This is a genomic window from Flavobacterium sp. 2755 (assembly GCF_031455715.1).
In the GTDB taxonomy this organism is placed as follows: Bacteria; Bacteroidota; Bacteroidia; order Flavobacteriales; family Flavobacteriaceae; genus Flavobacterium.
Genome location: NZ_JAVDTG010000010.1, coordinates 184,747 through 210,450, shown reverse-complemented (window position 1 = coordinate 210,450; position 25,704 = coordinate 184,747). Strand labels below are relative to the sequence as shown.

Genomic DNA, 25,704 nt, shown 5'->3' with positions numbered 1-25,704 from the left:
AATGACAACTAATAAATCCACATCATTGTTTGAAAGTAAACAGGTAAAAGAAGCCTTAGTGCAGTCTTTTGTGAAGCTTAATCCAAAAATGATGATCAAAAATCCGGTAATGTTTACCGTAGAAATTGGAACCGCAATTATGTTTGCTGTCTGCATTTCAATATTAATGGGCGCAACCGATCAAGGAAGTTTTACATATAACCTAATTGTATTTTTCATTTTACTTGCAACGCTTTTATTTGCCAATTTCGCCGAAGCAATTGCTGAAGCAAGAGGAAAAGCACAAGCCGATAGTTTGCGAAAAACAAGAGAAGAAACTCCCGCAAGACAAATTCTTCCAAACGGAGAAATAAAAAACATTAGTTCTTCGGCATTAAAAAAAGACGATATTTTTGTTTGCGAAGCTGGCGATTTAATTGCAGCCGATGGTGAAATTATCGAAGGTCTGGCTACAATCGACGAAAGTGCCATTACCGGAGAAAGTGCTCCTGTAATTCGGGAAGCTGGCGGAGATAAATCTTCGGTTACCGGAGGAACCAAAGTGTTATCTGATAAAATTAAAGTAAAAGTAACTTCTGAACCAGGCGAAAGCTTTTTAGATAAAATGATTGCTTTGGTTGAAGGTGCAAGCCGTCAGAAAACACCAAACGAAATTGCCTTAACCATTTTATTAGCCGCATTTACTTTAATCTTCGTAATTGTGTGCGTTACGCTAAAACCGTTTGCCGACTATGCCAACGCACCCATCACGATCGCGGCTTTCATCGCTTTGTTCGTTTGTTTGATTCCTACTACAATTGGAGGTCTGCTTTCTGCGATTGGTATTGCGGGGATGGACAGAGCGTTGCGTGCTAACGTAATTACAAAATCGGGTAAAGCGGTTGAAACTGCCGGAGATATTGATGTACTGCTTTTGGATAAAACAGGAACGATTACAATTGGAAACAGAAAAGCAACCAATTTTTATCCAACAAAAGGAATTTCTTTTGATGATTTTGTAAAATCGGCTGTTTTAAGTTCACTTGCTGATGATACTCCGGAAGGGAAAAGTATTATTGAGTTGAGCAAAACGATCAATTTAAATGGTAAAATACAGGAAGACATTTCACATTTTACAGATAACATTTCACACACTATAAAATTTACTGCCGAAACCAGAACTTCTGGAGTCGTATTAAAAGACGGAACTAATATTCGAAAAGGCGCACAAGATGCTGCAAAAAACATTGCACAGCAAGCCGGAAATTCTTTTCCAGAAGATACTGCTCAACAAGTCATTACCATTTCGTCTAACGGAGGAACTCCATTAGTAGTAATCAAAAACAATGAAGTGCAAGGTGTTATCGAACTTCAGGATATTATCAAAACCGGAATGAAAGAACGTTTTGAGCGCTTACGCAGAATGGGAATCAAAACGGTTATGGTTACAGGAGATAATCCGCTTACGGCTAAATTTATTGCCGAAGCAGCCGGTGTTGATGATTTTATTGCCGAAGCTAAGCCTGAGGATAAAATGAATTACATTAGAAAAGAACAAGCTGAAGGGCGTTTAGTAGCAATGATGGGTGACGGAACAAATGATGCTCCTGCCCTTGCCCAAGCCAATGTTGGAGTTGCCATGAACAGCGGAACTCAAGCGGCAAAAGAAGCAGGAAACATGGTCGATCTTGACAATGATCCAACGAAACTAATTGAGATTGTTGAAATTGGAAAACAGCTTTTAATGACTCGAGGTACTTTAACTACTTTTTCTATTGCAAATGACGTTGCGAAATATTTTGCTATTGTTCCTGCTCTTTTTATTACTGCGATTCCTGCGCTGCAAGGTTTAAATATTATGCATTTGCATAGTCCTGAAAGTGCAATTTTATCGGCTGTAATTTTCAACGCGATTATCATTCCGATATTGATTCCGCTTGCGCTGAAAGGTGTTGATTATCGACCAATTGGAGCAAGTGCCATTTTAAAAAGAAATCTTTTGATTTATGGTCTTGGCGGTCTAATTGTTCCTTTTATCGGAATTAAAGTTATTGATCTAATTGTTGCTCTCTTTATGTAAAAAAAGTTGCTAAGGTTCTGAGATGCTAAGGTGCTAAGTTTTTTCTTAGTCCCTTAAAATCTTAGCTCCTTAGAACCTCTAAAAATAAAAAAAATGAAAAATCTATTTTCACTATTAAAACTTACCGTACTTACTTTGATTTTGTTTGCGGTTATTTATCCTTTAGCGATTTACGGAATCGCACAATTGGCTCCAAACCAAGGAAAAGGAGAAACGATTTCGGTTAACGGAAAAGTTGTTGGTTATCAAAAAATTGGTCAAAAATTCGATAAGTCGAATTATTTCTGGGGAAGACCTTCAGCTGTTGATTATAATGCCGCCGGAAGTGCCGGAAGCAACAAAGGGCCAAGTAATGCTGATTATTTGGCTTTAGTTCAAAAAAGAATTGATACGCTTTTATTGGTTCATCCGTACTTGAAAAAATCTGATATTCCGTCAGATATGGTTACGGCTTCAGGAAGTGGTTTGGATCCAAATATTTCTCCGCAAGGCGCTTTGATTCAGGTAAAACGAATTGCTAAAGAAAGAAAACTAGACGAAGCGAAAGTAAAATCTTTGGTTGAATCTAAAATTAATTCTGCTGTTGTTGGACCTGAAACGGTGAATGTTTTGGAATTGAATGCGGCTTTGGATGTGCTTCGATAAAACAAGGTTCTGAAGTTCTGAGTCGCTAAGTTTCTAAGGTTTTTATCCTAACAGGTTTCCAAAACCTGTTAGGTATTATAAACAGAGTAACCACACAGTTTGTCATCCTGAGGAACGAAGGATCACACTCGAAACTTCGTCCACATAATCGCCAATCTTTGTCGAGCTACTTGCGGAGATCCCTCGTTTCTCGGGATTACAAAAAATGGCGAGAATTGGAATTGAAAAACTACACTTACAATAATACCTAACAGGTTTTGGAAACCTGTTAGGATATAAAAACCTATTAAAATACAAAACGCCTTTTTACTCCAAATGCCCTAGCCCCGATAGTAGTGGAAATCCTTTTGTGTCTCGTTTCTTTAACGAGACACAAAAGATTGAAACGGATAGCGGGATTAGCTCCTAAAAAATCTACTAATAAATAATTGAATACCACAAAAATGAAAAAAATATTACTTACCGCTTTAATCGCTTTTGGTTTTAGCAATTTACATGCACAAGAAGAATCTAAAAGTCCGCTGACGTTTTCAGGATATGTAGAAACTTATTATAGTTATGATTTCGGGAAACCTGAGAATCATACTCGTCCTAGCTTTTTTTACAACTTTAATAAAAGCAATGAAGTTAACATTAATTTGGGTTTGGCAAAAGTAAATTATACGAAAGAAAATGTTCGTGGAAACTTTGCCTTAATGGCCGGAACGTATGCTGAATATAATATGTCGGCAGAACAAGGTTTGCTGAAAAATATATACGAGGCAAATGTGGGCGTGAAAATTTCGAAAAGCCATAATTTATGGATTGATGCAGGGATTATGCCTGCTCACATTGGTTTTGAAAGTGCCATCGGAAAAGACTGCCAGACTCTATCAAGAAGTATTCTGGCTGAGAATTCTCCTTATTATGAAGCAGGAGTTAAAATTGGTTACACATCTGAATCTGGAGAATGGTATATCGCTGGTATGTACTTAAATGGCTGGCAAAGAATTGAGAAAGTAGAAGGAAATCAAACGCCTGCTTTTGGAACTCAGGTTACCTACAAACCATCTGATCGGGTTACTTTGAATTGGAGTACTTATGTTGGAAATGAACAGCCAGATATTGACAAAAAATGGCGTCATTTTAACAACTTTTACGGACAGTTTAAAGTAACGGAGAAAACAAACGTAACGGCTGGTTTTGATGTTGGATCTCAGCAATCGGCTAAAAATAGTAACAAATACGATACTTGGTTTTCGCCAGTTTTGATTCTGCAATACAAACCAACAGATAAAATTCAGCTTGCAGCGCGCGGTGAATATTATAGCGACGAAAAAGGTGTGATTATCGCAACTGAAACGCCAAATGGTTTTAAAACTTACGGATTTTCAGCTAACTTTGATTACTTAGTTACTGATAATGTTATATTTAGAATTGAAGCTAGAAATCTTTCAAGTAAAGATGAAATTTTCACAAATAAAGATAATCTTCCAACGGATACGAATACGTTTGTAACGACTTCCTTGGCGATTAGTTTCTAGGAGAATATTTCTTGCCACAGATTTCACAGATTAAAAGGATTTTTTAATGTCTTTGTGTAGATTTATTTGCCACGAATTACACAAATTTCCACGAATTATATTAAATAAAAATTTGTGAAAATCTGTGTAATTCGTGGCGAAAAAAATCCTTCTAATCTGTGAAATCTGTGGCTTAAAAAAAACTTTGTGATTTAGCGCCTTCGTGGCAAAAATTATGGAAAACGAAAATAATAACGCACAGCACTTTCTCGATTTAATTCAGAAATCACGAAAGGGAAAGTTTAAAATCTACATTGGAATGAGTGCCGGTGTGGGGAAAACTTTTCGTATGCTTCAGGAAGCGCATTCGTTATTGAAAAACGGAATCGATGTAAAAATTGGCTACATCGAAACGCACATGCGAAAGGAAACGCATGAATTATTAGCAGGTTTGCCTATAATTCCAAGGAGAACCATTTTCTATAAAGGAAAAGAATTAGAAGAATTGGATGTTCAGGCTATAATCAACCTTAGACCAGAAGTGGTTATTGTAGATGAATTGGCGCATACGAACGTTGAAGGAAGCAAAAACGAAAAACGCTGGCAGGATGTTTTAGAAATTCTGGAAGCTGGAATTAATGTCATTTCGGCTGTCAATATTCAGCATATTGAAAGTTTAAATTCATCTGTAAAAAGAATTACCAACATTGATGTTCAGGAACGTATTCCGGATAATGTTTTGCGATTGGCGGATGAAGTCGTGAATATCGATTTGACATCTGAAGATTTGATTGCGCGTCTGAAGGAAGGAAAAATTTATACTCCAGATAAAATTCAGACGGCTTTAACGAACTTTTTTAAATCGGAACAGATTTTACAACTTCGAGAATTGGCTTTGAAAGAAGTAGCGAGTCAGGTCGTTCGAAAAGTTGAAAATGAAGTTCCGAATCTTCATGCTTTGCGACATGAGAAACTTTTGGCCTGCATTAGCAGTAATGATAAAACGGCTAAAATTGTAATTAGAAAAGCAGCACGCCTCGCAAGTTATTACAACGGATCCTGGTATGTTTTGTATGTAGAAACGCCACAGGAAAGCAGCACAAAAATTGCTCTAGACAAACAAAGACATTTAATTAATAATTTTAAACTCGCCGTACAATTAGGCGCAGAAGTTATTAAATTGGAAAACAAAAATATTGCCGATGCAATTTTGGCAGCCGTAGAAGAAAAACAAATTACAACAGTCTGCATCGGAAAACCGCATTTGAATTTATTTAAAGTAATTTTGTCTACAACAATTTTTAGGCGTTTGCTAAACAAACTGTCGTTGTCAAATGTTGATCTTGTAATACTGTCGTAATTTTTCTAACCATTAAGATATTAAGAAAATAAAGGCTCTGCTTAATTCTCTCTTTGTAAGTTTCATTAAGTTCAAAGCTTAATTTCCTTAATATCTTAATGGTTCAAATAAAAAAACTTGTTTTTAAATAAACGCCATGAGAATTAAAACCAAATTGAATCTGGGAGTTGGATTGTTATTTTTAATGATCATTATACTTTCGTTAGTTAGTGGTTATTCTGTTTTTTTGATAAAAGCAGATACAGAGAATATTCTGAAAGCGAATTATAATACGCTGGAATATTCGCGAAATATGATTTTGTCTTTGGATGAAATTAAAGCAACTCCTGATAGTAAGATTCATGTTTTCAAGGAATATCTTGAAAAACAAACAAAAAATGTTACCGAACCTGGAGAAAAAGAAGCAACAGCAAACCTGGAAAAAAGTTTTATGCTTTTAGAAAAAAACGGAGCAAACGAAGGCATAAAAACAAAAATCAGACAGGATATTTTTGCTATTATGAAACTGAATCTGGATGCGATAAAACAGAAAAGCGACATTGCAAAACTAACTGCTGAAAATGCTAATTTATGGATTGCCATTGTGGGAAGTTTATGCTTTTTGATTGCTTTTAATTTGCTGGTCAATCTCCCAAATAATATAGCCAATCCGATTAAGGAATTGACGCTGAGTATTAAGGAAATTGCCAACAAAAACTATTCAGAACGCGTTCATTTTACCAATCATAATGAATATGGAGATTTGGCAAAATCGTTTAATACGATGGCGCAGAAACTTCAGGAATACAGCGATAGTAATCTATACAAACTTTTTTTCGAAAAGAAACGACTGGAAACTTTAATTAATAATATGCACGATCCTATTATTGGTCTGGACAACGAAGGAATTGTTTTGTTTGCTAATGATGAAGCGCTAAAAATTGTTGGTCTGAAACTGGAAGATGTTATTGGTAAATCAGCTTCTACTCTAGCCTTGTCAAATGATTTGATTCGTTCTTTAATTTTAAAAGAAGATTCCGATTCTCCTAAAAAACAGCCACTTAAAATTTATGCGCACGGAAAAGAAAGTTATTTCGAAAAAGAAATTCTAAATATTACCATAATTCCAACGGGAGAAGAAAAAGAAATCAATATTGGCGATGTTATTATTCTGCGAAATATTACGCTTTTTAAAGAATTGGATTTTGCCAAAACCAACTTTATTGCCACAGTTTCCCACGAATTAAAAACTCCTATTGCGTCTATAAAATTAAGTCTACAGTTACTTGAAAATGGGAAAACAGGCGATATGAACGACGACCAGAAACAATTGGTCGAAAGCATAAAAGATGACAGTCAGCGATTATTAAAAATTACAGGCGAATTGCTTAATTTATCGCAATTAGAAACCGGAAATATTCAGCTGAATATCGAAAAAAGTAATCCGCATGAAATTGTAAATTATGCTGTCGAAGCTGTAAAAGTCCAAGCTGATCAAAAACAAATAAACCTTTTAATTGATGCTGATGAAACCCTGCAAAACGTAAAAGCCGACAGTGAAAAAACAGGCTGGGTTTTGATTAATTATTTATCGAATGCGATAAGATATTCTTCTGAAAAAAGCACGATTTTCATCAAATTAAAAAAAGAAAATAATCAAATCGTATTTCAGGTTATTGACACCGGAAAAGGAATTGACACAAGATATAAAGACAAAGTTTTTGATAAATATTTTCAGGTTCCGGGAAGTCAGAAATCCGGAACAGGATTGGGTTTGGCAATTAGTAAAGAATTTATTGAGGCACAAAACGGAAGCGTTGGTGTAGAAAGCAATTTAGGCTTAGGAAGCACGTTTTGGTTTTCCTTGAAGGTTTAGTTTTTTTGTCTTGCCACGAAGGAACTAAGACACAAAGTTTATTTAAAGAATTTGAAAGATTTTTGAATAGCTTTGTGTCTTAGTACCTTCGTGGCGAAAAAAATTTACGTATTCGAAGTATTATTCTTAATCTCCCTAACTTCTCTTTTTAATTCTAAAAGCAAATCCTTCATTGCTCCAGTTTCTGTTATTTCTTGTTTTTTATCCGAACGGCCGATATTACATTCGTATTCCCAAATCTCCAAAATATCAGAAGCTTTCACTTCATAATTTGGATAAAAACTATTATCCGATTCTAAAACCAAGGCGTTCTTTTTGTTTTTATTGAGACGCTTATATACCATTCCTTCATTCTTAGTGATAAGAATATAGGTTTTACCATCCATCACCTCTCCCAGCTTTTCTACATAACGGCCAATAATAATAGAACCATCTTCGTGTGGAGGCATTGAATCACCTTCAACAGGAAATCCGCGATGTTTTCCCGGTCCTAAAAAAGGAAGTGTAATCTGCTGTAAACTTTCAATATATTCCGGATCAGCATACCCGTTTAGATAACCTGCTTTTGCTTTTTGAGAGACAATTTCAATAAAGTTTTCTCCAAAACTATCGACTTGAATGGGTAAAATAAGTCGATTGCCTTCCAGTTTTATCAAATTTTGCACATCAATTTTGCGTATATCGACAGATAATATCAAGTCAATACTCATATGAAAATATAAGGCAATTTTCTTTAAAATATCATACGGTGCTTCCGAAGTTCCATCTTCGTATTTAACGTATCTTCCTCTGGTAATGCTAAGGTTCTCAGCTAATTTCTCCTGCGATATTTTATGCTTAACCCTCAATGCTCTGATGTTATCTGAAAATAAGGACATAATTAATTTGTTATAATTTGGAACAGCAAATATATAAAAAAATGTTATCAACTGTACTAATTTTGCTTTATACAAAAAAACATTTTTTTGAAGTGATCATGAAATTGAGCAATATAAATACCACAAAATCAATAGAATTGTACATTCCGGATGTAAGTTCAAAAGTAAAACTACCTTTTTTTGACGTTGGTATCAGCGCGGGCTTTCCTTCGCCTGCTGATGACTTTATCGAATTATCGATTGATCTCAACAAAGAATTCATCAAACATAAATACACTACTTATTTTGCCAGAGTTAAAGGACATTCTATGAAAAATGTTGGTATCAATGATGGCGATTTATTGATTATTGATAAAAGTCTGGAACCTCAAAATAATAAAATTGCTGTCTGCCAAATCGATGGGGAATTTACTGTAAAACGTATCAAAATAGAAAAAGACATTATTTGGCTTATTGCCGAAAATGAAGATTATCAGCCTATAAAAGTAACCCCGGAAAATAATTTTGTGATTTGGGGAATTGTGGTTCATTGTATTAAAACTTTTTAAGTTCATTGTCAGTGTGAGCGAAATCAATTGTCAGTCTGAGCGAAGTCGAAGACCTTTATAAGATGAAGCCCTTCGACTTCGCTCAGGGTGACAAAATAGAAATAGAAATAAAATAAAAAACACATTTAGAAAATGTTTGCTTTAGTCGATTGTAACAATTTTTATGCTTCTTGCCAAAGAGTATTTGAACCGCATTTAAGAGGAAAACCTATTGTTATTCTCTCTAATAATGATGGTTGTGTTATTTCGCGTTCTGATGAAGCTAAAGCTTTGGGAATACCAATGGCTATCCCGGCTTTTAAGTATGAATCTGTTTTTAAAGAAAAAAACATTTTTGTTTATTCTTCTAATTATCCGTTGTACGGCGATATGAGCAATCGGGTAATGAACCTGCTTCAAATGTATACGCCCGAAATCGAGATTTACAGTATTGATGAAGCTTTCCTGAAATTTTCGGGTTACGATTTATTTGACCTGAATACGCTGGGCTTAAAAATGCGGAAAGAAGTCACGCAAGGAACAGGAATTCCGGTTAGTATAGGTTTTGCGCCTACGAAAGCTTTGGCTAAAGTAGCGAATAAAATTGCCCGAAAATTTGCAGATCGTACGCAGGGCGTTTATTGTATTGATTCTGAAGAAAAAAGAATTAAAGCATTAAAGTGGACTAAAATTGAAGACGTTTGGGGAATTGGAAGAAAACATGCAAAACGTCTTAAATTAAAAAAAATAATTACAGCTTATGATTTTATCCTGCTTCCCGATGCTTGGGTAAGAAAAGAAATGTCTGTGGTGGGACTTCGGTTAAAACATGAATTAGAAGGAAAACCAACTTTGGATTTAGAAGAAGCCGCAGACCGTAAAATGATTGCTACTACGAGATCTTTTGAAAAAAGGTATACTACTTTTGAAGAAATATCGGAACGGATCAGCACATTTACAGCTTCTTGCGCAGAGAAATTAAGACGTCAGGAATGTCATTGCAATATGGTAACCGTTTTTATCCAGACTAGTTTTATAAAGAATGAAGAATCACAATATTCACGAAGTATTACCATCTCTACAGATTTCCCGACCAATTCGACAATAGAACTTAATGAGGCTGCACAAAAGGGGTTTAAAGCTATTTTTAAAAAAGGCTATCGTTATAAAAAAGCAGGTGTAATTGTAATGGGCTTAACGCCAAATAGTGAAACACAGCTTAATTTATTTGAAACTTCAAACCCTAAACATCAGCCTTTAATGAGTGTGATTGATAAAATGAACCAAAATTATGGTAACAATAAAATTAAATTCGGTGTGCAGTCTTTGGGGCGGCAATGGAAAATGAAGCAGAACAGATTATCTCCCAAATTTTCTACTTTGCTCAAAGATGTTATTACGGTTAAAGTTTAAATATAAACAACAGAAAAACAATCGGTTTTACGTTATATAAAGATGAAAAATACGGAATATGCCATAGTCGATATTGAAACCACAGGCGGGAACGCCAGTGGCAGCCGCATTACAGAAATTGCCATTATTATTCATGATGGTAAAAATGTACTTGATCGTTATGAAACACTTGTAAATCCGGAGCAGGACATTCCTCCTTCTATTTTTGGATTAACCGGTATTAATAATGAAATGGTGGCTAATGCACCTATTTTCGACGATATTTCAGAGAAAGTATTAGAAATGCTTACTGATCGTGTTTTTGTTGCCCATAATGTCAACTTCGATTATTCATTTGTTCATCATCAACTTGAAAAAGCAGGGTTTAAATGGTCGGCAAAAAAACTTTGTACCGTTCGTGCGGCCAGAAAAATTAAACCCGGTTTAGGTTCTTACAGTTTAGGAAATCTCTGCAATTCCTTAAACATAGGTTTAGAAAACAGACACCGCGCGGGCGGAGACGCAGATGCAACTGCTATTTTATTTTCGCTTTTACTGGAATGGGACGATGCGGGAGAAATCGATAAAATGATCAAAAAAACGGCACAAGATCAGCGTTTACCGCCGAATCTTCCGCCTGATGATTTTAATAATTTACCTGAAAAACCTGGTGTATATTATTTTTATAATCAACAGAAAAAAGTGATTTATGTTGGAAAAGCAATTAATGTAAAAAAACGTGTGGCTTCGCATTTCAGCGGTAACAATATTAATCCGCAAAGGCAGCACTTTTTAAGGGATATTCACGGAATTTCCTTCGAAATCTGCGGTACAGAATTAATGGCGCTTTTATTAGAATGTACCGAAATCAAAAAACTCTGGCCAACTTACAACAGAGCTTTAAAACGCTTTGAAGCGAAATTTGGAATCTACCAATACGAAGCCCGAAACGGTTATAAATATCTCGCCATTGGAAAAGTAAGCAAATTTCAAATCTGCATTCATGAATTTAACAGCCAATATGATGGAATAAATTTATTGCGAAGTCTGGCAGAACAATTTGAAATCGATCATAGATTCTGTAAATATACAAGACCAGAAGAAGGAGAGCTTTTTCAAAATAATGAAGTAAAAGATTTACCTGATGTTGTACTTCACAACGAACAAGTTGATAATGCCATTGATTTTTTATTAACCAACAGACCCACTTTTGCGATTATTGACAAAGGAAGATCTAAAGACGAAAGAAGCTGCATTTGGATTGAAAACGGACATTTTCATGGTATGGGATATATTCCGTCAGATATTTCAATTCATGATCCTTTAGAAGTAAAAAATTATACTGAACCTTATAAAAGTAATCAATATATTGAACATTTGATTTTTGCTTACGCAGAAAAACATCCGGGTAAAGTGTTCTTTAACAAACAGTTCCTGAAATAAGAATATTAAATCAATCTAGATTAAATGCTTAATAATCAGTAAATTTAATAATACAACTAATTAAATGTACCATGAAAATAGCAACATATAATGTAAACGGAATCAACGGACGCCTGCCTGTATTATTACGCTGGCTTGATGAAACTGCTCCAGATATTGTCTGCATTCAGGAATTAAAAGCGCCACAGGATAATTTTCCACTTAAAGCGATTAATGATGCCGGTTACAATGCGATTTGGCACGGACAAAAGCAATGGAACGGCGTTGCAATTCTTGCCAGAAATATGGAAATTGAGGAAGTAACGAGGATTCTTCCGGGAGATGATGAAGATGTACAAAGTCGTTATATCGAAGCTTTGATTAATGGAATCGTGATTGCCTGCCTGTATCTTCCAAACGGAAATCCTCTGCCGGGACCTAAATTTGACTATAAATTAAAATGGTTTGATCGTTTAACTGAACGTGCACAAACATTATTGGATTTAAAAATCCCTGTAATTCTAATTGGTGATTTTAATGTTATGCCAACAGAATTAGATGTCTATAAACCAGAAAAATGGGTTAACGATGCGCTTTTCAGGCCAGAAGTTCGAAAAGCTTTTGCAGATATAGTTTCGCAAGGTTGGACAGATGCGATTCGGAAATTATATCCTGACGAGAAAATTTACACTTTTTGGGATTATTTCAGAAATGCTTACGAACGAGATGCCGGTTTAAGAATTGATCATTTTTTACTGAGTCCGCAAATAGCTTCAGCATTACGTTCGGGCGGCGTTGACCGTCATGTGCGAGGTTGGGAAAAAACAAGTGATCATGCTCCTGTTTGGATTGAAATTGACAAAAAATAAATGGAAAATGACATTATTTAACGACACCGAATTATTTACCGCAGGTTTGGCAGGAAAAAAAGTATTTGACATCCCTGATTCTGAATTGATTTTAATTGATAATTTCTTCACCAAAGAAGAATCTGATCGTTTTTATGAAAGACTGCTTCGCAAAACGAAATGGAGAGAGTACGAAATGGAAATTTACGATAAAACTTATACGGTTCCCAGAATGATCGCCTGGTATGAAGACAAGGATAATCCCGGAGCAGATCAAAAAGGTCCTGACTGGAATTATGAATTACTAAAGATTAGAGGCCGTGTAGAAAAAGAAACACAGCTGGATTTTAATACCGTTTTACTTAATTTATACAGAGATGGAAATGACGGCGTGGGCTGGCACAGCGATAAAGAACACAATACGGGGCCAAACCCGGTTATTGCTTCGGTGACTTTTGGAGAAACCAGAATTTTCAGGCTTCGCCATAAATTCAACAAAGAAATTCCGCAGGTCGAAATCCCGCTGCATCATGGATCTTTTTTACTGATGGCAGGAACAACAAATAGTTTTTGGCAGCATCAGGTTCCTAAAACAGCACGGAATGTTTTACCCAGAATCAACCTTACTTTTAGACAAACCAAACGTAGTGTATGATTTATAATCAATTCAAAATGAGTTTTTTCACCATTTAATAACGATGAGGAAAATTCTGTCGAAAAAAGTTAAAATACTGATTGTATGAAGGTTTTATTAGGCAGACCCTTTCTTTTTTACTAGTTTTGCAACCCTTTTTTAAAATATAATACCAAAATGGCTTATTCAAACAATGATTTATCGCGTTTCTTAGATGCGCAAAATAAACTTTATCTTACTGCCCTTGCTGAGATCAAAAAAGGAAAAAAAGAAACACACTGGATGTGGTTTATTTTTCCTCAGATTAAAGGATTGGGTACTAGTGATACTTCAAATCTTTATGCGATTGCCGATCTAAAAGAAGCTTCAGAATTTTTGGAGCATCCTATTTTAGGAAAACATCTTATTGAAATTTCTGAAATCTTACTGACTTTTAAAAGGAAATCAGCTGACGGAATTTTTGGTGATTTAGACGCTAGAAAATTACGTTCTTCGATGACGCTTTTTTCAATGGCCGAAAATACGAATCCTATATTTCAGGAAATTTTAGATGCTTTTTTCTCTGGGGAATCAGACCCGCTTACAATATCTATTATTAATTCAACTATAAAATCATCTACTGAAGCTGTTGTTATATAATTTATAACACTCATAGATTTTTACGTATAAAGGCACTGCATTATGTAGTGTCTTTTTTGTTTTTATTTGCTGTGTTTTTCCATCAAAAACACGAAAACATAAAGTTTTCTATTTGTATTCGATTTAGTTTTACCTTGCATAAAAAACCAAATCATGACCGAAAAAATCAAAACCCTTCAAATTATTCACCTCGCCGTTTGTGCAGGAACAATTGTCGCTTATTTCTTTTTAGGCGAACTTTCTGTTGAAAAACTAAATATTCCCAATATTGATTCATCATCATTGGTGTATGTTTTTATTCCTGTTTTAGCTTTTGTTTTGAGCACTTTTTTATTTAAATCACAATTAAAACAAATTGATCCAAAACTAAAAACCGAAGACAAATTACCCATTTATCAGACAGCATCGATAATGCGATGGGCGATTTTAGAGGGCGCTGCTTTTTTAATCTTATTTTTAAAACCTGATTTCGTATTATTCGGAATCCTTATTATTATATATCTTATTTTCTTAAGACCTACAGAAGAAAGAATCAATAACGATTTAAAAGAACTTTGATTCTTAATACATAAAATACCAAACCAAAAAGAAAAATAAACTTTTGTGGCTTCGTGAGATTATCTAAAATCTATTAAGCAGCGAAATTTCAAGAAATAGAATTTGATTCTCGAAATATAACAGCTTATTAAAAACATAAAATGCCTGAAACTCTTTGTTTTTCGGGCATTTTTCGTGTGGCATATGTATTGTTTTCTTACAAATCAATTAACATTAAACCACATGAATTATGAAAAAATCAATTTTTATTTTATGCTTCATTTTTTTTAATTACACTGTTTCAAAAGCCTGTGACAAATGCGGAACTTACAATAATAGTGACTTTAAGATAAAATCGGCCACAATTACTCATAAAGCAGATTTAGGTATTACGGTTTGGGATATTAAGGTTGAAGGAACTGCCGGAAAAACAATGCCTAAACCTGTTGGGCAATTAAACGGAGCACCTGTTTTGGCTTACGTTTTTCCAACCACTTTAAAATCATCTGATATTGGTTTCGGTCAAGCCGAAGGAATTGTAGCACTTGCCCTGACTTCACATCCTGATTTTGAAGATACTCCGCTTTGGGATGAAAATCTGGACGGAAATTATCTTAACGACGGTTTGGTTTGGCATGCTCACTGGGTTCTTTTGGTTGAAGATAAACGTGTTGCGGGCGGGCTTTCGGTTAAGGAATTTACAAAAGGTGATCCTAATGTCATTTTACCTCCAACAAATCCCGGAATGGCAATGTATATGGACAGTCCCGGTTTTAATATCGTTTCTAAAGGAAATTCAATAAAAGTAATTGTTCCCAATTTTAGGATCAATAACAAAACAAATTTCAAGTTTGATGCTGTAAGCTGTTATATGGAAGTCAGCACTGGTGCCGGAGGTTCACATGAAGGAGAAGGGAAAAAACCAATGCTGGGCGTTTACAAAGTTTATACCGTTGCCAGCGGAAATCTTTCACTTCCTTATTCTGTTAAATAAACTCGCTTTACAAAGTTTTTGCCCACGGGTCTAACGGATTAACCGAGTTTTTACTGGTTATTTTAATTCAATCGCATAGTTTTAATAAAACAGCGTAAACCCGTTTAATCCATTAGAACGGTGGACATATTCATATTTTTTTTGAGGAATTTTATTTTATTTTTGGTTATAAATTTGTTGCACAAAAAAGCGCCTTGAGATTATCAAGGCGCTTTGGTATTATTAAAGTTTTCAATTTGAAACTTGAAACAAATTTTTACTCTTTTGGTTTTGTTAAGTAGTAAACCGGAATTCCTGTTAGCATAATTAAAACTCCCCAACCACAAGTTGAGAACTTTGTGATTAATAATGAAACACAAATCGCCGCTGCTATTATAATATATAACATTGGTAAAAATGGATATCCAAAAGCTTTATAAGGTCTTTCTGCATCCGGCATCTTTTTACGCAAAATGAAAATTCCGTAGATTGTCAGAATATAGAAAATCAAAACAATAATAATTACGAAATCTAATAAATCGCCGTATTTCCCAGTCAAACATAAAGCAGAAGCCCAGATACATTGTGCCCAAAGCGCCCATGCAGGAACGCTGGATTCGTTTAGAACAGCCGCTTTTTTAAAGAACAAACCATCTTTTGCCATTGTATAATAAACTCTCGCACCCGCCATAATTAATCCGTTGTTGCAGGCAAAAGTTGAAATCATAATCATGATTGCGATAATCAACGTTCCAATATTTCCGAAAATATATTGTGAAGCCACAACTGCCACACGATCCGATTTTGCTGTTGCAATTTCGTCTAACGGAATTACTGCCAAATACATGATATTGGTTAAAACATAAATAATCGTTACAATAAAAGTTCCCAGAAATAAACTGAAACCTACATTACGTTTTGGGTTTTTAATTTCTCCGGCAATAAAAGTAACACCGTTCCAGGCATCACTTGAAAACAAAGATCCAACCATTGCGGCAGAAATTCCTGTAATTAAAGCTGTTCCGCCTATTGGCAGCCAAGAACCCGTTTCTTTATTAAACGAACGTGTATTCCATGCATCAGCCCAGTTGGCATCCCAAACCGAAGCTTTTGCTGCAAGCGTTAATCCAAAAACAATTAATCCAAGCAATGATAAAATTTTGATAATCGTAAGAACGGTTTGAAGAATTTTTCCGTTTTTAACTCCGCGACTATTAATATAAGTCAGTAAAATAATAGTAAAAATCGATACTAACTGCGCTGCATTTAGTTTGAATGAACCAATTTCATAAAGTATATTTTCATCACTCAATGGTTCGTATAAATAAGCAGCAAATTTTGAGAAAGCTACTCCAACCGCTGCGATTGTTCCGGTTTGAATTACGGCGAAAAAACTCCAGCCGTATAAAAAGGCAATTAATTTGTTGTAAGCTTCTTTTAAGTACACATATTGTCCTCCGGCTTTTGGAAACATAGCACTTAATTCGCCATAACTTACGGCTGCAATAATGGTAATTAATCCAGAAATTAGCCAAATTAAAGTAAGCCATCCGGCAGATCCCACTTGTCTGGCGATATCGGCACTTACAATAAATATTCCAGATCCAATCATAGAACCCACTACAAGCATGGTTCCGTCTAATAATCCTAGTTCTCTTTTAAAGTGTTCTTGGTTTTCTTCTTGCATTTTTTTGGTTTTTGGGTTGGTTAAAGATATACTTTTTTCTGAAATTTTAGATTTTCTGTTATAAATTTTAGATTATTAAAAATTTATAACAGGATCAGTTCTTGAGTATAAATTTGAATTAAGTCTGCAGATAGTAATAAAAACAATCTGAAAACTACATAATAATTAATCATTTCTGAAGCAATTATTTTATCAGGTCTGGTTTTATAATAGTATTCCTTTAAATTAAAATAATATTAATACTTTAGCTACTAAATATTGCTTTTTAAAATGTAAACATTTTTTATAGATTAATTTTATTTTAATATTAAATCACATTATGAGCCTTACATTAAAACCAAAATCGACGCTATTAAAAACGTTTGCCCTACAATCGAAGATTTTCTAAAAAAGGGTTTTGATCAGGACTATGCTGAACAAATAAGTTCTGATTTTTCAATCTCAATAAAACCCAATGCAGTATTCCTAGATAATACAGTTTTATTGGAGCAATTCAATACAAATGTAAATTTCAAAAATTTTTCTTTCTTTGGTTTTACACTAAAAAATCATGAAGATCATAAAGATTTCGTCAGTATTGGTTTTCGTGATTCTGAGTTATTAATTGTAATAAAAGAAACCAACGAAATTGCTTTATTAGATGGAGAAAGTTTTGAAGTAGTAAATTATATTTCAAAAGATTTTGAGTCATTCCTTGATCTGATTTCAATTTTAGTATCTTATGATAAAATTGGTTTTTTAGGCGATAGTTACACTTCCGAAATAAAATCTGAAACATTAACCAAAATAAAAGAATCACTGTCTGTGCAAAAATATTTTTCTTTTTTTTCTGAAAAAATTGTCGAAATTAAATAGAATTATACCTTATAATCGGGGATTTAAACACAAATTCAGCAAAAAAATAATAAATTAAAGCATTCAAAACTTAAATAAAACTGCACCGTGGATTTGAATTCTAGAGAAAAACTAATCAATCGAATTGCACAAGATAAAATTGATTTCAAAGTAGGATTAGATCTTCTGTTAGATAATAATGAATATGACTTTCACAGTCTTTTTATCACTTTGAATAATTATATTATTAATGCTATTCCAAGCAAAACCGATTACAATTCAGAAGCTTATCAACTTGCAATAAATACTATTCCGTTAAAGCCAACTTATACCCCAATTGTACTTCTTAAAACTTATCCAACAAAAATTGCATTACAAAAATTAGTTCTTCTTCCTGAATCTGAAAATAAAAAAACGATAACATCCATGCTCTGGATTTTTAAAATAACAGATACAGAAAGAAGAAATACCGAATGTAAAAATGGCTGCGGGCATTTTTGGCATGAATTCGAATTTTAATATTCATAATTTAAGCTACATACTATTTTACAGCTATTTTACAGCTTTTTTTACATTAAACAAAAAATCATTCTTTACTATAACATTTTTCATCAAATAAAGTAATAATCAAATGATGTCTTTAAATTTACAATTATTTAAAACAAACATAAAATTTTAATTATCAATTATTTAAATTTAAAATATAAAAATAAATAAGAAAAAAACAACCGCTTGTAAAAAGATACATATTTTTTACTAAATTTGGTTAAAGACTCAATAAGTCTTAAAATTTAAGTATTTTTATTAACAATTGTTTATTTTTAATCTTTAAAATAGTCAGCCTCAATACTATTCTAAAAAGAGAAAATCATACAAGCTTGATATAGACCGGATATTAATATTAACCTACTAATATGAAAATCATAGACAAGATTCGATCTTTAAAGAGCTTTCGTCTGCCTAATGTTTTTATTTTAATTTTGATCGTTTTTATTTCATGTGCATTATTAATCTGCATCAACTTTTTTACGATTAAAATATTATCTGCTAACAGAGCATATGTAAACGGAGAATCTCATTACTCTAAAGGACAAAAAGATGCTTCGCTCCATCTTATTACCTATCTATACAATAAAGATCCAAATCAATATAAATTATATTTAGAAGAACTAAAAGTACCTCAAGGCGACGGAATTGCCAGAAAAACACTTTTAAAGGCCGGCGACAATAAAGTAGCAAGGCAGGGTTTTACAATTGGTCGAAATCATAAGGATGATTTAGACGACCTTGTTTGGTTGTTTGTAAATTTTAAAAATGTTCCATTTTTAGCAAAGGCCATTCACGAATGGGAGCAAGGTGATGCCTTAATCGAGAAACTTTTTATCATTGGCACCCAAGTTAATGCTAAAATCCAGCATAACACTTTAACTGCTGCTGATCAAATAAAATTTCTTCATCAAATAAGCAGCATTAGCGCTAAACTTACCATTAACGAACGAAATTTTTCCAGTACGCTGGGAGAAGGAACTCGTAAAATCAAAAACCTGCTTATCATTACTAATATTATTTTTACTTTAATAATCATTTTAAGTGTTTGCTCTTATTATTCGATAATGGTAAAACGTTTAATTGTTTCAAAAAAAGAAATTGAGGTTAAAAATGAAAATCTAATTTTAGCCAATAACGAGTTAGACCGTTTTGTATACAGCGCTTCACATGATTTAAGGTCTCCTATAACTTCTTTAAAAGGCTTGATTGAAATTACACAGCTGGAAGATGATGTTGATCAAATAAAAGATTATCTGCGTTTGATGTATCAGAGTCTTGCTAAGCAGGATCAATTTATCAGTGATATTATTGACTATTCTAAAAATAAAAGGAAACAAATTATTATGGAACCTGTAAGCTTACAGGAGATTTTTAATGAAGCCATTTCACAATTGATGCATATTGAAAATGCCAGCAAAATAACTTTTACACAGGAATTATTAGTTGACCAAATTGAAAGTGACGGCCTGCGTTTAAAAATCATTATCAGCAATTTACTTTCTAACGCTATCAAGTATGCTGATAATACCAAACAGGAAATGTTTATTTCGATTAAAACTTATATCCATGAAGGTTTTAATAAAATTGAAGTTTCTGATAATGGAATTGGGATTAATGACGACTGCAAGGATTATATTTTTGAAATGTATTTTGGAACAAACAAAAACAAAGGTTCAGGATTAGGGCTTTACATCGTTAAAGAAGCTGTAGAAAACATTAAAGGAAATATTTCGGTATTTTCTGAAAGCAATATTGGAAGCAAATTCATTGTAACAATACCAACTTCATATGGAGCTTAAACCTTTATTTCTATTAATTGATGATAATTTGATTGATCAGCTTGTTACCAGAAAACTGCTGAAAAAAGTTCTGGATATAGATCAGGTTTTTGTTGCCAATAATGGACTTGAGGGCCTGCAGTGGATTATTAAAAATAAAAAAATCTGCCATTCCTTAATTATCTTATTAGATATTCAGATGCCGATAATGAATGGCTTTGAATTTCTGGATATATTCGAAACACTAAACGAAGAAATCAAAAATGAAATTCAGATTTTCGTAATGTCTTCAACTCTAGATCAGGAAGAAATTAAGCGTATAAAAGATAATATATATGTGAAGGATTTTTTAAATAAACCTTTTCCGATCGAAGAGTTAAAAAAACAACTTACCAGTAAATTTTTATTCTAGAATACGATTTATTTGCGAAAAGGCTCTTTGATAATACGCTTCTTTAGTTGAAGAGATCATAACGCCTCCATGTGTTGAAGAATGCACAAATTTGATTTCGCCATCAGTATTTTCAACTACCATTCCAACATGATTAATCTGGCGTCTTCCGTTGGTTTTAAAGAAAATTAAATCTCCTTTTTGCGCTTCTGTAGTAGCTACTTTTGTTCCGATGCGAGATTGCTCGATGGAGCTTCTTGGTAGTTTTATATCAAAATTTCCGAAGGTGCAGAACATTAAACCAGAACAATCAAAACCTGCTTTTGTAGTTCCGCCAGAACGATAACGGGTTCCGATATTTTCTGTTGCATTTAGAATTAATTGGTCAATTAAATCAGAGTGATTACCATTATAAACAAAAGTGGAATCTTTTTTAATTACTGTATTATCTGCAACTTGAGTTGTAGTTTCAGTCGTCGGATTTTCTAATTGAGGCGTTAGTGAAGCTATAGAACCAGCAGCATCTGCTTTTTCTTTGGTTGTCCTTATTTTTAAAACGTATCCTACTGGAAGTTTTCCTTTTATAAACGGATTTTGACGCTCTAATTCTTTTACCGTTATTCCGTATTTCTTAGCTATTGCGTATTTTGTTTCTTTTGGCTGTACCTCAACAACCAGATCAACATCTGTAGAAGAAACTATCTCTGGTTTCTCAACTTCAGGATTTTTTACTGTACTCTCAGAAACTGCTAAATTAGTATTTGATGGAATTATAATTTGCTGACCTATTTTTAACCCTTCTGTTTCTAATGTAGGATTTGCTTTTTTCAAATCATCGACAGAAACATTGTATTTTTTTGATATTCCCCAAAGTGTTTCTTTTTGCAAAACTTCATGTGAACCAGGGGTATTATTAGCAATTGTTTGAGGAGTATTTTGTGAAGGTTTTGCGTTTTTATTCGGAATTAATAAAATCGAGTTGAGTTTTAAAACTTTAGGTGCATCTGGATTTGCTTCTTTAATATCTTTAGCTTTTAATCCGTATTTTTTAGCAATTACAGTAAGATTTTCTCCTTTTGAGATTTTATGTTTGATAAATTTTTCCTGAGAAAAAGCGCCAACACTGAAAAAAAACAATACTATAATTAATCTAAAAACCATATTTACCTATTAAAGTTTATTACTCCTTTTTTAAGTTTAGATAATATTCAAACTCAAAAAAGCGCGAATATATTACCTAAAAGGCGAATTTAACTTTTTAAACTAAAAAACAAACCTTTTTTAACAACTAATTTACTTCAAATTAACAAGCTCGGCATAAAAATTGAGCCAACTTTTTGAACCGCAGTTTTTTAAGAATATTCATAAAATTTGTAAAAACTGAAAATAACTTAACCTTAAAACTTGTGAAAAAACTACTTTTTATTTTTCTTCTATTTCCGATATTTTCAATTGCACAAGAATTAAAAGGAATTGTTGTTTCTGCCAATAATCAACCCATTCAAGATGTAAACATTTCCTATTTATCTAAAAGCATAACAGCTTTAACTAATGATAAAGGGCAGTTTAGTTTAAAATCCGAAATTAATTTCCCTGAAAATGACACTCTGCAATTTTCTCACATTAGTTACAAGACAACAAAAATCACCTTAAATGAACTTAGAAAAATAAATTTCAAAGTTATTTTAAAACAAAAGACAGAAGATTTATCTGAATTAACAATTAAAGCTAATCATGAGTTAAAGCTAAAATCAAAATTAAGCTATGAGTCATTAGCTCCACTCAAAAACCCTATTTTCTCTTTTGGATCATTCTTAAAAGACGGTAAAATTTATGTTATGGGCGGAAATGGATCCCGTGAATCTGATTCCTGGAAAAAACTCGCTGCAGAAAAAGTAGAACCTACATTAAAAGATCTTCAGGATGAATTGAGACGAAATGCTACTTTTCTATTTTACAAAGGAGATTTTGCTGCTTACGACATCAAGAATGATATCTGGGAGATTTCGCCAATTAAATTCACAAAAAGAGCGCATCACAATATTCATTTATATGACAATTCAATTTATGCATTAGGCGGAAAAAGAATTTCTGTGAATGGAAAATTTGAATATTTGCAAGACAAAATTGAGGTTTTAAATCTTGCTAATCAAACTATTAAAGTTGATAATACAAATCCACATCAGGCATCTGATTTTGCTTCTTTTATTTATAAGGACAACATCATTGTAATGGGCGGATCAGTAAAAATGACTGAAAGCGGCAAAAAAGACTTCACTAATAAAGTGCATTTATACAACATTACAACAGGATATTGGTATGAGCTTTCTAATATGTCATCCGCTAAAGAAGTAAATGGAATTGTGATTGATGATAAGATATTTTTAATTGGAGGAAATAATGGAAAACCTTTATCAGAAGTTGAGACTTTTGATTTAGTTACCGAAAAATGGCAGGCAGAAGGCCATCTTTTTTCGAATCTGGAAAGACCTGCTATTACTTCTTCTAATAAAGTCATCTATTTTTTTGAAGATCAAAAAATGTATGTCTATGATACAAAATCAAAAGTATTAAAAGAATATCTCGTTGATCTTCCTTTAAAATTTAGCGCCATGCATTTTTACAATGATAAATTGTACATCATTGGTGGCTACACTTATAATGATTATTCTAAAACACCATCTGATAAAACCTATAGTATTTCAATTGAGGAATTTGAAAATACAAAACCAAATCGTGTTAAAACTTTACTTCAGGAATCGGATTTGGTTAAAACTAATTAATTAGCTTATCTTCTTTAATACAAATAAAAAAACGCCCTGTTTTCACAGAGCGTTTTTGGTATATAATTAATCTTTAAGATTAAGCTTTCCCAGCTGCAATTAAGTTTAATGCAGAACCTGCAACGAACCATCCAATTTGTCCGGCGTTGTAAGTATGATTGGCCAAGATAATATCTTTTGTACCATCTGCATGAACGAATTCTAATGTTAATGGTTTTCCCGGAGCAAACTCCGTTAAATCAGTAAAGTTGATAGTATCGTTTTCTTGAATTTTATCGTAATCTGCTTCGTTTGCAAAAGTTAATCCTAAAAGACCTTGTTTTTTAAGGTTTGTTTCGTGGATACGAGCGAAAGATTTTACTAATACTGCTTTCACCCCTAAGAAACGAGGTTCCATAGCCGCATGCTCACGAGATGAACCTTCACCATAGTTGTGATCTCCCACAACGATAGATGGAACTCCAGCTGCTTTGTAAGCACGTGCAACAGCAGGAACAGCATCGTATTCTCCTGTCAATTGATTTTTAACCGAGTTAGTTTTTTGGTTATAAGCATTTACAGCTCCAATTAACATGTTGTTAGAAATATTATCTAAGTGTCCGCGGAAACGCAACCATGGTCCAGCCATAGAAATATGATCCGTTGTACATTTTCCGAATGCTTTGATTAATAATTTAGCACCTGTAATGTTTTTTCCATCCCAGGCATCAAACGGAGCTAATAATTGCAAACGCTCTGAAGCAGGATTTACTACAACCTGAACACTTGAACCATCTGCTGCCGGAGCCTGAAAACCTGGATCTTCAGCATAAAAACCTTTGGCAGGCAACTCGTCTCCTGTTGGAGCATCAAGCATTACTTCTTCGCCATCTTCGTTGATTAATGTATCCGTTAATGGGTTGAATCCTAAATCACCAGCAATCGCCATTGCAGTTACCAATTCTGGAGAACCTACGAAAGCTAATGTATTAGGGTTACCATCTGCACGTTTTGAGAAGTTACGGTTGAAAGAGTGAACGATTGTATTTCTTTCTTCTTTTTCTGCCCCTTCTCTATCCCACATACCAATACATGGTCCGCAGGCGTTGGCAAAAACAGTTGCTCCAATTTTATGGAATGTATCAATAAATCCGTCTCTTTCTATTGTAGAACGAACTACTTCAGAACCCGGAGTAATTGTAAATTCGGCTTTTGTTTTTAAGTTTTTAGCGGCAACCTGTCTTGCTAAAGATGCTGCACGAGAAATATCTTCGTAAGAAGAGTTGGTACAAGATCCTATTAAACCAACCTGAATTTGTAATGGCCAGTTGTTTTTGATTGCTTCTTCTTTCATTTTAGAAATTGGAGTAGCTAAATCTGGAGTAAAAGGACCGTTTAAATGTGGCTCTAATTGAGATAAATTGATTTCGATAACCTGATCAAAATATTTCTCTGGGTTTGCATAAACTTCCGTATCTCCTGTTAAGTATGAAGCTACTTTATCTGCAGCATCAGCAACATCTGCTCTGTTTGTAGAACGCAGGTAACGACTCATAGAATCGTCATAACCAAAAGTTGAAGTTGTAGCTCCAATTTCTGCTCCCATATTACAAATAGTTCCTTTACCAGTACATGACATCGAAGTTGCACCTTCTCCAAAATATTCAACGATTGCACCAGTTCCCCCTTTTACAGTAAGAATACCTGCAACTTTAAGAATAACATCTTTTGGAGCTGTCCATCCTGATAATTTACCAGTTAATTTAACTCCAATTAGTTTAGGAAATTTAAGTTCCCAAGCCATACCAGACATTACGTCTACGGCATCGGCTCCACCAACACCAATGGCTACCATTCCTAAACCACCTGCATTTACAGTGTGAGAATCGGTTCCAATCATCATTCCTCCAGGGAAAGCGTAGTTTTCAAGTACTACCTGGTGAATAATTCCGGCTCCCGGTTTCCAGAAACCAATTCCGTATTTATTAGAAACCGACGATAAGAAATCGAAAACTTCGTTACTTTGTGTTTTTGCTCTGGCCAAATCGGTTGCAGCGTCTATTTTTGCCTGAATCAAGTGATCGCAGTGAACTGTTGTAGGTACAGCTACTTTAGATTTTCCAGCGTGCATAAATTGCAATAATGCCATTTGAGCCGTTGCATCCTGACATGCAACACGGTCTGGTGCAAAATCAACATAATCAACTCCTCTTCCAAACGCCTTAGTTGGATCTCCATCCCAAAGGTGATTGTATAAAATTTTCTCCGTTAAAGTAAGTGGACGACCAACAATCTCGCGTGCTTTGTCAACACGACCTGGCATGTTCTCATACACTTTTTTAATCATTTCAATATCAAAAGCCATAAGTTATAATTGTTTTTGTTTTTTTTTATTTTGAACATGACAAGTTACAAAAAATAGAAGTGCCAGA

At 33.8% G+C, this 25,704-nt stretch carries 22 protein-coding genes; 18 read left to right on the top strand and 4 right to left on the bottom strand.

What is annotated here, in order from left to right; translation table 11 throughout:
* Position 1: 1 nt before the first annotated feature.
* The 5 genes from kdpB to J2Y38_RS20805 all read left to right on the top strand — a co-directional run bounded on the left by kdpB (position 2) and on the right by J2Y38_RS20805 (position 7,421).
* Positions 2–2,059 carry a potassium-transporting ATPase subunit KdpB gene (gene kdpB, locus J2Y38_RS20825; protein ID WP_309846434.1) on the top strand — a complete coding sequence of 686 codons (2,058 nt, stop codon included), beginning with the start codon at positions 2–4 and terminating at the stop codon, positions 2,057–2,059.
* Positions 2,060–2,152: 93 nt separating this feature from the next.
* Positions 2,153–2,704 carry a K(+)-transporting ATPase subunit C gene (locus tag J2Y38_RS20820; protein ID WP_309846432.1) on the top strand — a complete coding sequence of 184 codons (552 nt, stop codon included), beginning with the start codon at positions 2,153–2,155 and terminating at the stop codon, positions 2,702–2,704.
* 443 nt (positions 2,705–3,147) lie between these two features.
* Positions 3,148–4,227: a porin gene (locus J2Y38_RS20815; protein ID WP_309846429.1), complete on the top strand. Its 1,080-nt coding sequence runs from the start codon at positions 3,148–3,150 to the stop codon at positions 4,225–4,227.
* 214 nt (positions 4,228–4,441) lie between these two features.
* Positions 4,442–5,566, top strand: coding sequence for a sensor protein KdpD (locus J2Y38_RS20810; RefSeq protein ID WP_309846427.1), 1,125 nt, complete (start codon positions 4,442–4,444; stop codon positions 5,564–5,566).
* Positions 5,567–5,702: 136 nt separating this feature from the next.
* A complete protein-coding gene (locus J2Y38_RS20805; RefSeq protein ID WP_309846424.1) occupies positions 5,703–7,421 on the top strand; it encodes an ATP-binding protein in 1,719 nt (572 codons plus the stop codon).
* 104 nt (positions 7,422–7,525) lie between these two features.
* Here J2Y38_RS20805 and J2Y38_RS20800 read toward each other — a convergent pair whose 3' ends face one another.
* On the bottom strand, positions 7,526–8,299 hold the full coding sequence (locus tag J2Y38_RS20800) for a LexA family transcriptional regulator (RefSeq protein ID WP_053472327.1): 774 nt from the start codon (positions 8,297–8,299) through the stop codon (positions 7,526–7,528).
* A gap of 98 nt (positions 8,300–8,397) precedes the next feature.
* Between J2Y38_RS20800 and J2Y38_RS20795 the strand changes: the two genes are divergently transcribed.
* From J2Y38_RS20795 to J2Y38_RS20760, 8 genes are all read left to right on the top strand, one after another.
* Complete coding sequence (locus J2Y38_RS20795; protein WP_256637470.1) at positions 8,398–8,847, top strand: LexA family transcriptional regulator; 450 nt, start codon at positions 8,398–8,400, stop codon at positions 8,845–8,847.
* A gap of 132 nt (positions 8,848–8,979) precedes the next feature.
* Positions 8,980–10,239, top strand: coding sequence for a Y-family DNA polymerase (locus J2Y38_RS20790; protein ID WP_309846421.1), 1,260 nt, complete (start codon positions 8,980–8,982; stop codon positions 10,237–10,239).
* Positions 10,240–10,281: 42 nt separating this feature from the next.
* Entirely contained in the window at positions 10,282–11,661 is a 1,380-nt protein-coding gene (locus J2Y38_RS20785; protein ID WP_309846419.1) for an exonuclease domain-containing protein, read from the top strand.
* Between the two features lie 71 nt (positions 11,662–11,732).
* Complete coding sequence (gene xth / locus J2Y38_RS20780) at positions 11,733–12,509, top strand: exodeoxyribonuclease III (RefSeq protein ID WP_309846417.1); 777 nt, start codon at positions 11,733–11,735, stop codon at positions 12,507–12,509.
* 7 nt (positions 12,510–12,516) lie between these two features.
* Complete coding sequence (locus J2Y38_RS20775) at positions 12,517–13,143, top strand: alpha-ketoglutarate-dependent dioxygenase AlkB (RefSeq protein WP_309846416.1); 627 nt, start codon at positions 12,517–12,519, stop codon at positions 13,141–13,143.
* Between the two features lie 156 nt (positions 13,144–13,299).
* Positions 13,300–13,761, top strand: a complete 462-nt coding sequence (locus tag J2Y38_RS20770; RefSeq protein ID WP_309846414.1) for a DUF1810 domain-containing protein — start codon at positions 13,300–13,302, stop codon at positions 13,759–13,761.
* Positions 13,762–13,914: 153 nt separating this feature from the next.
* The gene (locus tag J2Y38_RS20765) at positions 13,915–14,319 is read left to right on the top strand and encodes an MFS transporter (protein WP_309846413.1); all 405 of its coding nucleotides are present in this window, start codon (positions 13,915–13,917) and stop codon (positions 14,317–14,319) included.
* A gap of 229 nt (positions 14,320–14,548) precedes the next feature.
* Positions 14,549–15,292 carry a hypothetical protein gene (locus tag J2Y38_RS20760; protein WP_309846412.1) on the top strand — a complete coding sequence of 248 codons (744 nt, stop codon included), beginning with the start codon at positions 14,549–14,551 and terminating at the stop codon, positions 15,290–15,292.
* 256 nt (positions 15,293–15,548) lie between these two features.
* On the opposite strand, the gene J2Y38_RS20755 is transcribed toward J2Y38_RS20760, so the two are convergent.
* Entirely contained in the window at positions 15,549–16,958 is a 1,410-nt protein-coding gene (locus tag J2Y38_RS20755) for an amino acid permease (protein WP_309846410.1), read from the bottom strand.
* 483 nt (positions 16,959–17,441) lie between these two features.
* Here J2Y38_RS20755 and J2Y38_RS20750 point away from each other — a divergent pair, with 483 nt between their 5' ends.
* The 4 genes from J2Y38_RS20750 (at position 17,442) to J2Y38_RS20735 (ending at position 20,531) form a co-directional block, all read left to right on the top strand.
* Positions 17,442–17,813, top strand: coding sequence for a hypothetical protein (locus J2Y38_RS20750; RefSeq protein WP_309846408.1), 372 nt, complete (start codon positions 17,442–17,444; stop codon positions 17,811–17,813).
* Between the two features lie 93 nt (positions 17,814–17,906).
* On the top strand, positions 17,907–18,311 hold the full coding sequence (locus J2Y38_RS20745) for a DUF5958 family protein (RefSeq protein ID WP_309846403.1): 405 nt from the start codon (positions 17,907–17,909) through the stop codon (positions 18,309–18,311).
* Positions 18,312–18,706: 395 nt separating this feature from the next.
* Complete coding sequence (locus J2Y38_RS20740; protein WP_309846401.1) at positions 18,707–20,140, top strand: HAMP domain-containing sensor histidine kinase; 1,434 nt, start codon at positions 18,707–18,709, stop codon at positions 20,138–20,140.
* Positions 20,130–20,531 carry a response regulator gene (locus J2Y38_RS20735; protein WP_309846400.1) on the top strand — a complete coding sequence of 134 codons (402 nt, stop codon included), beginning with the start codon at positions 20,130–20,132 and terminating at the stop codon, positions 20,529–20,531. The genes J2Y38_RS20740 and J2Y38_RS20735 overlap by 11 nt, the downstream gene beginning before the upstream one ends.
* Here J2Y38_RS20735 and J2Y38_RS20730 read toward each other — a convergent pair.
* Positions 20,523–21,671, bottom strand: coding sequence for an NlpC/P60 family protein (locus tag J2Y38_RS20730; protein WP_309846397.1), 1,149 nt, complete (start codon positions 21,669–21,671; stop codon positions 20,523–20,525). The two genes, J2Y38_RS20735 and J2Y38_RS20730, sit on opposite strands and share 9 nt — an antisense overlap.
* 245 nt (positions 21,672–21,916) lie before the next feature.
* On the opposite strand from J2Y38_RS20730, the gene J2Y38_RS20725 reads away from it, so the two are divergent.
* A complete protein-coding gene (locus J2Y38_RS20725) occupies positions 21,917–23,293 on the top strand; it encodes a carboxypeptidase-like regulatory domain-containing protein (RefSeq protein WP_309846395.1) in 1,377 nt (458 codons plus the stop codon).
* Between the two features lie 79 nt (positions 23,294–23,372).
* Here the strand turns inward: J2Y38_RS20725 and J2Y38_RS20720 are convergent, their stop codons facing one another.
* Positions 23,373–25,637, bottom strand: a complete 2,265-nt coding sequence (locus tag J2Y38_RS20720) for an aconitate hydratase (protein WP_309846393.1) — start codon at positions 25,635–25,637, stop codon at positions 23,373–23,375.
* Positions 25,638–25,704: the final 67 nt, after the last annotated feature.